The organism is Priestia sp. 3CA3, assembly GCF_056836725.1.
Genome location: NZ_JBXENJ010000006.1, coordinates 240691 through 253026, shown reverse-complemented (window position 1 = coordinate 253026; position 12336 = coordinate 240691). Strand labels below are relative to the sequence as shown.

Below are 12336 nucleotides of genomic sequence, written 5' to 3'. Positions count from 1 at the left end.
TGAGAGGAGTACGATACGATATGAACATTAAATCAATTGAGCCAACGCCAAGTCCGAATACAATGAAAATTAATTTAGACGAAGTGCTATCAGGCGGGAAAAGCAATAACTATACGGAAAAAAATGCTGAAGCAGCGCCTGAAGTTGTTCAAGACATCTTGAAAGTAGAAGGGGTAAAAGGAGTCTATCACGTAGCGGACTTCTTAGCAGTAGAGCGAAATGCTAAATATGACTGGAAGCAAATTTTGCCGCAAGTTCGTGCAGCGTTTGGTGAAGATTTGCAAAGCAGCAGCGAACAGCACAAAATGAATGAGCATTTTGGTGAGGTCAATGTGTCCGTTCAAATGTTCAAAAACGTACCAATGCAAGTTAAGCTAACGGATGGAAATGAAGAAAAGCGATTTGGTCTGCCTGAACGATTCGCAAAAGCGGTAGCAGAGCTTCAAAGCTTTTCAGATAATGTAGTGTTAGAACGGAAATGGAAAGAACAAGGCGTTCGTTACGGAGAGTTAGCGGCTATCGGAGACGAAGTAGTGGAAGAATTAGCAGCAGCATATCCGCAAGAAAGATTAACTCGCCTTGTAGCCAATGCACAAGAAGAAAAAGAAGGCGGAAAAACGGTACAGCCGCGTAAAACCTATAAAGTTACAGAAGAGATGCTAGAAGACAACGATTGGTCAGTGCGCTATGCCCATTTAGAACAAATGGATCCAACAGAAGCTGATTTAGACGTTTTAAATAAAGCGCTTGATGATGAAAAAGCATCTATTCGCCGCTTAGCTACGGTCTACTTAGGAATGATTGAATCAAAAGCGGTACTGCCTTATTTATACAAAGCATTAAAAGATAAATCAGTCACTGTGCGCCGTACTGCTGGAGACTGCATGTCGGATTTAGGTTTTGAAGAAGGTATTCCGGCAATGTGTGAAGCCCTTGGTGATAAAAACAAGCTTGTGCGCTGGCGTGCAGCGATGTATTTATACGAGGTAGGGGATGAGACGGCTCTTCCTGCATTAAAAGCAGCAGAGAATGACAAAGAATTTGAGGTAGATTTACAAATCAAGCTAGCGATTGAACGTATCGAAGGCGGAGAAGAAGCAAAAGGTTCTGTTTGGAAACAAATGACGGAAAGCAGAAAAGCATAAAAAAAGATCATTCACTTGAATGATCTTTTTTTATGACTGTTTTGCAGCGGGAGTTGGAAACTGCATAGGCTGCATCGTGTTATCAATTTTAATAGGCTGATAACCGGACTGTTTTAAGTAAGTCAAAATAGTCGGCAGAGACTGTGCCGTAAAGGATTTGTCATGAAATAAAATGACGGGTGTTCTTCCGTTGGAGTTAACCCCTTGAATATGAGGTTCAAGGCCCTGAATAATTCTAGGTGCAGAACGAAGTGCCCAGTCTTCACTGTCTACATTCCAGTCCCATAATTTAAAGTGGCTTAGCAACTCTGTACGGTGCGGCTCTTTTAAATAAGGAACGCTGCCGTAAGGAACGCGGATTAACTTACTGTCAACACCGGTTACTTTCTTAACTGTCGCTTGACACTCCTGCATTTCTTTTAACGCGGCGCCGTCTTCACTATACATGACATGAATATCATGAGAGACGCCGTGACAGCCGATGGCATGTCCTTCCTGTGCTACTTTTTTAGCAATTTCAGGGTGAGCGTCAATTTGATACTTTAACATAAAGAAAGTTGCTTTTACGTTATATTGACGCAAAGCATCTAAAATGTGAAGGGTATCAGGCGTTGGGCCATCGTCAAACGTAAGGTAAACAGGCTGTGTAAGAGCTTGATTTTGATCGTTCACGGTATTTCCTACATACATATTATGGTGAAGTGTATTAAGCAGCTTCTCAGGTTGTGCTGAAGATGCAGCTTCTTTCAGCGGCAATGCAGTAGATGCTAAGACTTGCTGAGATGCAGCGGATTCACTTCCTTTGGCTCCTGTAATAAAAAATAAAGAAGCGACGATCACTAACACTAAAGACAAAAATGCATAAAATCGTTTGTTTGGCTTAAATTGTTTGTTCGGTTTAAATCGCTGGTTCAATTTGAAAATCCTTTCTACTAAACTACTATTTACTACTATAGTACAAAAAATGGAATATTAATAGTAAAAATCGACATTTTTATGGAAAAAAATTAGATGATATGACCCGGTTTTAATCTTTTTTGTCAAATGAAAAAGGAGAACGGGACAGCGATAAGGATTTGAAGAGTGAGTAGCTAGATTTTTCCTGGTTTTTATAGTATGCTTTTAGCGTGAATGATTGTTAGGAGGAATGTTAATATGTCAATGGCATATGAAGAATATATGCGTCAGTTAGTTAAACCAATGCGTCAAGAATTAACTCAAGCTGGTTATGAAGAATTAACAACAGAGGAAGCCGTAGTTGATTTTATGGAAAACGTAGAAGGAACAACTTTTGTTGTCGTTAATTCAGTTTGTGGATGCGCTGCTGGTTTAGCACGTCCTGCAGCAACGCAAGCGTACTTACAGTCTGAGCAAAAACCAGATCAAGTGGTAACTGTTTTTGCCGGTCAAGATAAGGAAGCAACAGCTAAAATGCGTGAATATTTTGGGGACATTGAGCCTTCATCACCGTCTATGGCACTTTTAAAAGGAAAAGAAGTTGTTCATTTTATTCCTCGACATGAAATTGAAGGTCAGCCGTTAGAAGTTATTTTTGAAAACATTTTAAATGGCTTTAAGCAGCACTGTTCATAAAATGTCCTGCTTTTGTCACATCTAGTATATAGATTTTTAAAGAAAAATCGCATATACTTTATAAGAAAAAGGATGTCTATCGGCATCCTTTTTCTTTATGTAAATAGCCAAACAGTGTAGGGGGAGTTATGAAAGTGATTGTTACGACTGCTGGTCGAACAAATGAACAGATGATTGTAAAAGCCAAACAGGTAGCCGCTGATTTAAGTATACCTTTTGTAACAAGAGAGAAGAAATCTGTTGCAGATCTTCAAAATCTTGAAGCGGCAGACGTGCTGGTTGTCGGTAAAAATAGAGTAGAATTGCACGTCCAAAATGAAGAAGAACCTATTTTTTTTCATCCAAATTCCGCTATGTTTAGAGTGAAGAGATGGCTGCGCGGAGAACGAGATCCGTTTATTGAAGCTGCTGGTTTAGAAAAAGGAATGAGCGTGCTTGACTGTACACTTGGTCTTGCATCGGATAGTATGATGGCGAGCGCAGCAGTAGGGAAAAACGGGAAAGTTGTCGGACTAGAAGGCAACCGCTATGTAGCTTATTTAGTCAAACAAGGACTTTTAAATTGGGAAAGTGACGTACAAGAGTTGAATGATGCAATGAAGCTTATAAACGTGGTTCATCAAAATTTTGAATCGTTTTTGGCGTGTTGTGAAGATAATTCTTTTGATGTTGTCTACTTTGATCCTATGTTTCAAGAACAAATTGAGGAATCGAATGGAATTAACGGTATTAAAGCAATAGCACTGTATACCACGCTGACGCCAATGGCTATACAAGAAGCAAAAAGAGTAGCCAAACAAAAGGTCGTGCTAAAAGATCATTGGAAAAGCAGTCGTTTTAAAGAGCATGGATTTACTGTGCAAAAACGAAAAACATCAAAATTTCATTACGGGACAATTGATATACAAAAATAACCAAAAAAGTAAAATTAATTACGCTCATTGAAAAGACTTCCAAAACCTTTTAGGAATTAAAAAGTTTTGGAAGTTTTTTTTATGAATTTCATCTAAAGTTCATAAAAGTATGATATATTTTTGAACATAAAAATACTTTTGTGTTTAAGCATCCAGCAAAAAAGGAATATCTTGTATAGGTTTCCGCTCGGTGTGACAACCTCAAACAGAAGAAGGAAGGTGGTAACTGAAAAGTCGTCAAATGCCCGTAGACAGCATAAATGAATAAGCAAATATAGGTAAAAAATTAATAAGTATGTTACAATACCTAGTGAGTTATGATAATGAATTTTACAATATGAAAAGACCATATGGGAAAAGATGAGAAAGGAAAGATACGAATGCCTAGATGGATAAAAAGAATGCTAATTGTATTTATTACAGTATTTACATTTGGGCTTGTCACTCCACCAGAATATTTATACGTTGATGATGCAAAAGCGGACAAGCAACATAAAGCAGGGTATGTAAGAGAAACAACTCCTGTCACAGCTGTTATAGAAGATATTCATTTGCCATATGAAGAACCAAAATATGAAGACGTTTCATCATTTGTTACGTATGCAATGGAATCAGCTGAAAAACAGTCAGTGGAAAAATTCGGAACAAAAATTGGTCCTGTCATTGAAGATGAATTTCGTCAAGCAGTGTTACCTAAAATTGAAGAAGTGCTGACCGACATTGGCACTGAACGTGAACAGTCAATTCAGAATCTCGAGATAAGCGAGCACCCTGCTGCTGGCTACGGTGAAAAGATTTTCCATGTATATGACCGGGAAACCGGTCAGGACTTAATACGGTTTCATGTACGGCGTGAAAATCCTCCAAAAGATGGATACTGGTTTAATTTTCACTATCATGCGGCCGCAGATAATTTTCAAAAGCATTATGATTTAGGGAAAATTTATTGGAACCGAAACATGCCGCCTAAGTGGTTCAGCTGATAATAGACACAACATTCTACAATTTCGAAATGTTAGCTTTTTTAAGCTAGCATTTTTTTACGTCTAAAACCGTTATGGTCTAAATAAGCTGAAACATTAGCACAACGATAAAAAAATCGTTTATAATGAAGTCAGACTTCTTACTATAGAATTGTAGGAAGGAACGAATAGACGCTGGAGGTAACACAATGAAACAATTTACGGAAGAAAAACAATTTCGCGAACAAATTAAGAATGAAACACTAAGCGTTGGGATTTTTACGACAACGTGGTGTCCTGATTGCAAACGTTTGGATATGTTTATTGATGAAATCGTTGACGAAAATACAGATAAAGCATGGTTTAAAATTGACAAGGATGAGTTTGAAGAACTTTCTGCTGAAAACAATGTAATGGGTATTCCTTCTCTTCTTGTATATAAAAACGGTGAAAAAATTGCGCACCTGCACAGTGCAAATGCTAAAACGCCTGAAGCGGTCCGTGAATTTTTAGCAACTCTTTAATTCCCTAAGCTGCGAGAGCATTCTCGCAGCTTTTTTTGTGAGAATGGCTATTTCCATTTTTCGATGAGTGGGGTATACTAGGACAAGTGAATAATCGTAAAGCAATAAGGTCTCAATTTAAAGATTGAGTGAAAAGGGAAGTCTGGTGAAAAACCAGCGCGGTCCCGCCACTGTAAGCGCTTTGTGCGTAAGTCAGGAGACCTGCCTTATTGTTAGCTGTGAAACCTTCGAGGAAGGGTGAAGCAGGGTAATGAACATACATATCAAGTATAGTGAACGGATTCTTTTCCTGCTTATCTTGACGTTACCTGCTTTGCTTTCAATTGAAAGTAAAGCTTTTTTATTTTGAAGCTGCTGCCGAGCAGTATACATAGTCAAAGCGGAAAAAACGGGATAGCGCTGCTTTTTGCATGATCATTTGCTTTTTCTTTAACGTGGAGGTTTCGTATTCACAATGAACAATATATAGGGGGAGTATTTAGATGAAAAAATGGCTTTCGTATTCCATTATTGCGCTGTTAGTCATCGTACTTGCTGCATGCGGTGCAGGCAGCCAAAGCAACAGTGATAAAAAAACGAAGCAAGATACAGAACAAACGTCACAAGCTGCGTTTCCAGTGAAGGTAAAAGACGCGCGTGATAAAGAAATTACGTTGAAAAAACAGCCTAAGAAAATTGTTTCATTAATGCCAAGTAATACGGAGATTGTATATGCCCTTGGCCTTGAAAAAGAATTAGTCGGTGTCACAAGCAACGATGATTATCCTAAAAGCGTAAAGAAAAAAGCGCAGGTGGGAGATATGAACGTTAATGCAGAAAAAGTTATTGCTTTAAATCCTGATTTAGTGCTGGCACACGCTTCAAGTATGGGCGTTTCAGATGAAGTATTTAAACAAATTGAAAGTGCGGGTATTCCGGTATTTGTTGTAAAAGATTCAACAACGTTTGATACGGTTTATGATTCTATTACGCAAATTGGTAAATTAACGGGTAAAACAAAAGAAGCTAATCAAACAATTAAAGACATGAAAGAAAAAGTAGCTTCAATTGAGAAAAAAGCAAAAACGATTTCAAAAGAAGATCGTAAAAAAGTATGGATAGAGGTATCGGGAGCTCCTGAGATTTATACAACAGGAAAAGGTACGTTCATGAACGAAATGCTTACTATGATCGGTGCTGATAACGTAGCGGCTAGTGAAAAGGGTTGGGTTAAGTTTTCTGAAGAGCAAGTTGTTAAGTTAAACCCTGACGTTATTATCGCAACGTATGATGCAGACAAAAATGAGATTATGAAGCGTCCCGCTTGGAGCAGCATGACTGCTGTAAAAGAGGGGAACATCGAAAAGGTTGATCAAAACAAAATCAACCGCTTAGGACCTCGTATTGTAGATGGCTTAGAGGACTTAGCAAAAGCAGTATACCCTGAGGTGTACAATAAATAAAAAGAGGGACCATATTCCAGTTCGAATTGAAAAGGGGATTGGTCCCTTTTCACATCTTAAAATTGAAGAACGGCCTGAGCTTTTAATCATGAAAACCGAGACTTCTTATAAAACATACAGCTCAGGCGTTTTAGGAACAGGCATCATGGAAACGGACACCTTTTACAATCGATTTGTTCATAAAGACTATTATTCAGATACTCCTTCTTTAGAGTATGAGCAATATTTGATGAAAGAAAATGTGCGCCATGAGCAAATCGTAGGGTTGATGACAGCGGTTTGGTTAAAAGAAAGAGCGGTTTACTGTTATGAAGGCTACGGAGTAAGAGTAGCTTCCGTGATAACGGCTGGAGTAGGAAACGCAGTGGATATTACAGCTGACGAAGCTGTTCCATTTTATTCCTCTCCCGGTACAATTAATATGTTTTTTTTCGTGGAAGGCACGCTTACGGATGCGGCGTTTTTACAGCTTTTTATTGCCGCTACAGAAGCCAAAACAAAAACGCTGTCACAGCTGGGTGTCATAGATCCAGCTACAAAGACGATTGCTACGGGAACATCTACGGACAGTATCTCAGTTGCAGCGTCTCAGCAAGGACCATTATATGAATATGCAGGCTCTATGACCGCTTTAGGTCAAGCGGTAGCCAAGCTGGTAAAAATAAGCTTAGAGCAGGCACTTAAGGAAAAGAGGTGAAGAAATGAGTATTGCACAAGCGATGATTGCACACCTGACAGCCATGACGATTGCTCTACTCATTGACCGAATCATAGGTGACCCAGAAAATTGGCCGCATCCCGTTCGCTGGTTTGGCAAGTGGATTTATTGGATGGATTCCAGATTAAATAAAGGCGCAGGAAAACGATTCAAAGGATTGCTTCTTGTGATAAGTATGGTGGTGCTCGCAGGAGTTATTCCTTTTTTATTCCTTCATGCTTTGTACGGAGTTCATTTTATACTAGGTGTTTTAGTAGAGGGCGTAATGATTGCGACTACTATATCCACTCGTTCCTTAAGCGAAGCTGCTTATAAGGTGCAAAAGCCGCTTCAGCTAGGAGATATGGAGAAAGCTAGATATGAAGTAAGCATGATTGTGGGACGAGATACGGATCGTTTATCAGAAGGAGAAATTGCCAGAGCGACGGTAGAGACCGTGGCTGAAAATACAAGTGATGGTATTACAGCTCCGCTTTTTTATGCATTTATAGGAGGAGGAGCCCTAGCCTTTTTTTACCGAGCTATTAACACATGCGATTCAATGGTTGGGTATAAAAATGACCGCTACTTTCTGTTCGGCTATTTTAGTGCAAAAACCGATGACGTATTAAACTATATTCCAAGTCGGTTAACTGCAGTGGTGATGACCGCTGTTAATGTAGCAAAAAGCCAATATTCTCTTTGGCATGTAACGAGTTTGATTAAGCGCGATGCTAAGAAGCATCCAAGTCCAAATAGCGGATACGGGGAAAGTGCAGTGGCTGCCCTTTTAGGTATTCAACTCGGCGGGCTTAATACATATAAAGGCATAGAATCTAATCGTGCAAAAATGGGCGAACCACTCATTCCCCTGCAAGCCGGTCATATTGAACAAGCTGTTTTCATTATGAAAAGGACGGTCTATGCTACGTGGTTATTCTATCTTTTGTTAGGAGGAGTTATTAGTGCTATTACCTACACATGGAGCTAACCCCAATGTCTTTTTAAAAGCAATAGGGGCCGAGAATTTGTCGCATCTAAAAGACTTTAGCGTAAACACAAATCCTTTAGGGGCTCCCCTTGTTCTTCACGAAAAGTGGAACGAATTCAAGGAAGCTGCGTTTAGTTACCCTGATCCTGAAGTAACAGAACTAAAAAATAAACTTGCAGCTCATCATCATGTTTCCGCTGCCCAAGTGCTGCCCACAAATGGGGCCGCTGAAGCGTTTTTCCTTATTGCTTCTTTATTTTCAGGAGAGAAAGCGGGGATTGTACAGCCGACGTTTCTCGAATACGAACAGGCAAGTAAAGCGTATGGATGTGAAGTGACATACGTTCCTTTAGCTGAAGAAAATGGCTGGAGCTGGGATATAGAGTTGATTATGAGTATTCTTCCGGATATAAAAGTACTATGGATTTGTCACCCAAATAATCCAACGGGCGTTATGTATAGTCACGAGGAATGGATGAAAGTAGTAAAAGCTGCTGTTCATCATGGTACATACTTAATAATTGATGAAGCATTTATTGATTTTGTCGAACATCAGCCTTCATTTGATTCTCTTATTCTAAACTATGAACATCTCATTGTTGTGCGTTCGATGACAAAGATGTTTAATATTGCGGGGCTTCGCCTTGGCTATATTTTGGCAAATGAAAAAATCATTAGCAAGATGTCTAAAAAACAACCTCCTTGGAGTGTAAACGGATTGTCGCAGCAAGTAGGGATGATATGTGTAGATGAAAAAGATTTTGTGAAAAAAACCGTACATTATATTAAACAAGAACGAAAACGGATCTTGAGTCAACTAGAAGAATGGGGGCTTTTGGTTTCTCCGTCTCAAACAAACTATTATCTTTGCAGCGTTCCGTCGTCTATTAAAACGCGCGACTGGCTTATCTATTTAGCAAGCCGCGGTGTGGTAGCTCGGCATACTGAAAACTTCCCATTTTTAAATGGACGCTATATCCGTTTGGCTGTGAAAACGAAAGAAGAAAATGACTATTTACTTAACGTAATCAAACAAGGACTCGATGAAATATGATCATCTTTATTAGCGGAGGGGTTCGAAGCGGCAAATCACGTGCAGCGGAGAACATGGTTCAAACTTTTTGTACAAAGCGCGCTGTTTATATTGCCACAAGCCGGCAAACAGATAGTGAAATGCAAAAACGTATCCAGCTTCATCAAACAGAACGTCAAGCGGCGAACACGCCTTGGGCAACGATCGAGCAGTCTGTAGATTTACAACAAATTCTTCCAAACCTTCGAAGTGATGATACTATACTCTTGGATTGTGTCACAAACTGGCTTGCCAATGAGCTTTTTTTAACCGAAAAAAGGTGGCAAACAAAAGAAGGTAAACAAGAGGTTTTTCGTCAGATGATAGAAGCGCTCGATAAGCTGTTTGCGCAGTCTCAGACGGTCGTGCTAGTATCTAATGAACTGTTTGAAGCGGGCGTGTTAGAGGAGCCGACATATAGCTATATGCATATGTTAGGGAAATTACATCAGTATATTGTAGAAAAAGCAGATGTGGCTATTTGTGTAGAAGCGGGACTTTCCCGTTTTAAAAAAGGAAAGGAATGTGTAAGCAAATGAAAGAATGGATAGCCATACTACGAATCTCTCTTCAGTTTTTTACGATCTTACCACTGGCTAAAACCGTTCAATGGACTGAAAAAAGAACGGCACGCTCACTTTTTGTCCTGCCTTGGATTGGCATATTACTAGGTTTAATGTTTTATAGCTTTTTACAGCTGCTTCACTATTCACCTATCACTGCTATTGTTAGCAGTATTTTAGTTTTGCTTTTGCCGCTTGTTTTAACGGGTGGTCTTCATGTAGACGGGTGGATGGATGTAAGTGATGCGTATTTTTCCCATCAGTCAAAGGAAAAGAAACTGCAGATTTTAAGCGATCCGCACGTTGGGTCTTTTGCTATTCTTTCTCTTATTGTTCTGCTTCTGCTGCGCTTTAGTGCAATCTATGAATTAACGTCTCTTTCTTCTTTATCGGTTTGGGCATGTATAACCGTCTTTACACTTCCAAGAATCGGAGCCGCTTTCTTAGTTATGAGAGATAAGCCCGCTAAAGATACGGGGCTTGCTGCTTATTTTCAAAAAGGAGTCACCAAATGGTCTATTTATGCATTTATCGTCATGAGCCTATTCTTAGTTGCTATTTTCATTGTTTTTATAGACAATAAATTCATTATCTTTTTCTTTGCCGGTTTTTTATGGCTCTGGATACGGTTTTATCGTTCGCAGTTTGGTGGCGTAACAGGAGATGTTATAGGTGCAACCATTGAAGGAGGAGAAACGTTTTTATGGATAATTCTTTGGTTATCACATGTATTCGCCATGGCATGACGCTTGAAAATCAACAAAAAAAATATATAGGGTGGAGTGATCCGCCTTTAAGTATAGAAGGGAAAAATGAATTAAAAGAGCTTTCTCTAGAGCCGGAGCTCGTTATTTCCAGTGACTTAAAAAGAGCGCTAGAAACAAGTTCAATTGTTTTTCCTAAATCTCAGGTGATTAAAAGGGAAAGTTGGCGTGAGCTGCATTTTGGAGATTGGGAAGAGAAGACGTATGAAGATTTAAAAAACATACGGGCATATAGAAATTGGATCGATCACTGGGCAGAACATACGCCTCCGAATGGTGAAAGCTTCTCAGGATTTTCAAACCGAGTTTGGGAAGCTTGGGAAGAAGCGGTCGATTTGGCGGCTAGTCAGCAATTGCGTCACATTGCTATTGTTTCACACGGCGGACCACTGCGTTTACTTGCGTCCCATTTTAAACAGACAGCGTCGCTTTGGGATGTTTCTTTTTCTTATGGAGAAGGTTTTTCAGTAACGTGCACATACAAACAGGCAAAGGAGAGAAGAGCATGCATTTCGTATTCGGCGGTGCATTTACCGGCAAAAGAAAATGGGTGAAGCAGCAGTATGCCAGTGAGTCGATAAAATGGCATTGTTTGTATGAAGACCCCGTTTTACCGGCCATTGAGTTTGAAGAAAGTTACATTGTGCTAGAAGGATTTGAGCACTATGTTAAGGAATTAATACATAGCGAGCTGGAGGCTCCGCATCTTGTTGTTAAAAAGGTCATACAGAAGTGGAGAGACAGCGGTGTATGGGAACAGTTAATAGTGATTGGAACTGAAGTCGGCAAAGGCATTGTTCCTTTAGATCCAATAGAGCGGCAGTGGAGAGATGAATGCGGGTATGCGTATCAGCATTTGGCGGCACATGCCCAGAAAGTAGATCACATTTGGTACGGAATTGCTAATCGATTGAAGGAGGAAATACAATGAACATTTACACAAAAACAGGGGACAAAGGGCAGACAAGCTTAATTGGAGGAAGAGTAAATAAAGATGATATTCGAGTGGAAGCATACGGGACGATTGATGAGCTAAATGGCTTTGTAGGTCAAGCGATTTATCAGCTGGATGAAGCAACATTAAAAGATGTAAAAGAAGAGCTAATTACGATTCAGCATGAGCTTTTTGACTGTGGAAGTGATTTAGCATTTGCAAAAGATGATCATCCGTACAAAGTAACGAATGACATGATAGCAGTACTTGAAAAGCGCATTGATGTCTATATGTCAGAAGCGCCGGCCATTGAGCGTTTTATTTTACCTGGAGGCACACCTGCAGCGACAACGCTTCATATTTGTCGGACGATTACACGCCGCGCAGAAAGGCTTGTTGTTGGCGTGCAGCGTGAGCATAAAATTAATGTGGCGGTGCTTCAGTATTTAAATCGTTTATCCGATTATTTCTTTGCTGCGGCTCGAATCGCTAACGCGCGAGAAAATGTACAAGACGTAGAGTATATTCGCAGTGCCAAAGTATTTAAACAACCTAAAAAATAATGTATAAAAAACGGTCGAGCTAAAAGTAACGAGTTCGGTTTAAGAGTACAAAAACTAAATTAGCGTATCAATTTTAGGTTCAAATCGCATATGATTTGAACCTTTTGTTTTTGTTGATTTAATAGGTTTTTTCTATAATTGACGTATAAATTAGCACAATAATTGGCATACT

The 12336-nt window shown here is 39.6% G+C and carries 15 protein-coding genes and 1 riboswitch; of the genes, 14 read left to right on the top strand and 1 reads right to left on the bottom strand.

From position 1 onward, the window contains the following. The first annotated feature begins 20 nt into the window (after nt 1-20). Nucleotides 21-1145 carry a conserved virulence factor C family protein gene (locus tag AC1VNJ_RS17715; protein WP_034269350.1) on the top strand — a complete coding sequence of 375 codons (1125 nt, stop codon included), beginning with the start codon at nt 21-23 and terminating at the stop codon, nt 1143-1145. 30 nt (nt 1146-1175) lie between these two features. On the opposite strand, the gene AC1VNJ_RS17710 is transcribed toward AC1VNJ_RS17715, so the two are convergent. Continuing rightward, entirely contained in the window at nt 1176-2060 is an 885-nt protein-coding gene (locus AC1VNJ_RS17710) for a polysaccharide deacetylase family protein (protein ID WP_098626770.1), read from the bottom strand. 240 nt (nt 2061-2300) lie between these two features. Here AC1VNJ_RS17710 and AC1VNJ_RS17705 point away from each other — a divergent pair, with 240 nt between their 5' ends. The 13 genes from AC1VNJ_RS17705 (at nt 2301) to AC1VNJ_RS17645 (ending at nt 12164) form a co-directional block, all read left to right on the top strand. Beyond that, the gene (locus AC1VNJ_RS17705; protein ID WP_013056693.1) at nt 2301-2738 is read left to right on the top strand and encodes a BrxA/BrxB family bacilliredoxin; all 438 of its coding nucleotides are present in this window, start codon (nt 2301-2303) and stop codon (nt 2736-2738) included. A 128-nt stretch (nt 2739-2866) separates the two neighbouring features. Further along, the gene (locus AC1VNJ_RS17700) at nt 2867-3652 is read left to right on the top strand and encodes a class I SAM-dependent methyltransferase (RefSeq protein WP_482641123.1); all 786 of its coding nucleotides are present in this window, start codon (nt 2867-2869) and stop codon (nt 3650-3652) included. Between the two features lie 380 nt (nt 3653-4032). Then, complete coding sequence (locus AC1VNJ_RS17695; RefSeq protein WP_028413645.1) at nt 4033-4635, top strand: YpjP family protein; 603 nt, start codon at nt 4033-4035, stop codon at nt 4633-4635. A 188-nt stretch (nt 4636-4823) separates the two neighbouring features. Beyond that, on the top strand, nt 4824-5138 hold the full coding sequence (locus tag AC1VNJ_RS17690; RefSeq protein ID WP_013056696.1) for a thioredoxin family protein: 315 nt from the start codon (nt 4824-4826) through the stop codon (nt 5136-5138). Between the two features lie 90 nt (nt 5139-5228). Then, a riboswitch (cobalamin riboswitch) is annotated at nt 5229-5361 on the top strand. Nucleotides 5362-5620: 259 nt separating this feature from the next. Next, nucleotides 5621-6580: an ABC transporter substrate-binding protein gene (locus AC1VNJ_RS17685; RefSeq protein WP_028413644.1), complete on the top strand. Its 960-nt coding sequence runs from the start codon at nt 5621-5623 to the stop codon at nt 6578-6580. 88 nt (nt 6581-6668) lie between these two features. Beyond that, a complete protein-coding gene (locus AC1VNJ_RS17680; RefSeq protein WP_048021298.1) occupies nt 6669-7277 on the top strand; it encodes an adenosylcobinamide amidohydrolase in 609 nt (202 codons plus the stop codon). 4 nt (nt 7278-7281) lie between these two features. Then, the gene (gene cbiB, locus AC1VNJ_RS17675) at nt 7282-8268 is read left to right on the top strand and encodes an adenosylcobinamide-phosphate synthase CbiB (RefSeq protein WP_033578767.1); all 987 of its coding nucleotides are present in this window, start codon (nt 7282-7284) and stop codon (nt 8266-8268) included. Then, nucleotides 8243-9322, top strand: a complete 1080-nt coding sequence (cobD, locus tag AC1VNJ_RS17670; RefSeq protein ID WP_482641122.1) for a threonine-phosphate decarboxylase CobD — start codon at nt 8243-8245, stop codon at nt 9320-9322. Before cbiB ends, cobD begins: the two co-directional genes overlap by 26 nt. Then, on the top strand, nt 9319-9879 hold the full coding sequence (locus AC1VNJ_RS17665; RefSeq protein ID WP_028413640.1) for a bifunctional adenosylcobinamide kinase/adenosylcobinamide-phosphate guanylyltransferase: 561 nt from the start codon (nt 9319-9321) through the stop codon (nt 9877-9879). The genes cobD and AC1VNJ_RS17665 overlap by 4 nt, the downstream gene beginning before the upstream one ends. Beyond that, nucleotides 9876-10649 carry an adenosylcobinamide-GDP ribazoletransferase gene (gene cobS, locus AC1VNJ_RS17660; protein ID WP_028413639.1) on the top strand — a complete coding sequence of 258 codons (774 nt, stop codon included), beginning with the start codon at nt 9876-9878 and terminating at the stop codon, nt 10647-10649. The genes AC1VNJ_RS17665 and cobS overlap by 4 nt, the downstream gene beginning before the upstream one ends. Next, a complete protein-coding gene (locus AC1VNJ_RS17655) occupies nt 10607-11221 on the top strand; it encodes a histidine phosphatase family protein (protein WP_028413638.1) in 615 nt (204 codons plus the stop codon). The genes cobS and AC1VNJ_RS17655 overlap by 43 nt, the downstream gene beginning before the upstream one ends. Beyond that, the gene (locus AC1VNJ_RS17650) at nt 11173-11598 is read left to right on the top strand and encodes a bifunctional adenosylcobinamide kinase/adenosylcobinamide-phosphate guanylyltransferase (RefSeq protein ID WP_033578770.1); all 426 of its coding nucleotides are present in this window, start codon (nt 11173-11175) and stop codon (nt 11596-11598) included. Before AC1VNJ_RS17655 ends, AC1VNJ_RS17650 begins: the two co-directional genes overlap by 49 nt. After that, nucleotides 11595-12164 (top strand): cob(I)yrinic acid a,c-diamide adenosyltransferase, encoded by a 570-nt coding sequence (locus AC1VNJ_RS17645; protein ID WP_028413636.1) that lies wholly within the window; start codon nt 11595-11597, stop codon nt 12162-12164. The genes AC1VNJ_RS17650 and AC1VNJ_RS17645 overlap by 4 nt, the downstream gene beginning before the upstream one ends. Nucleotides 12165-12336: the final 172 nt, after the last annotated feature.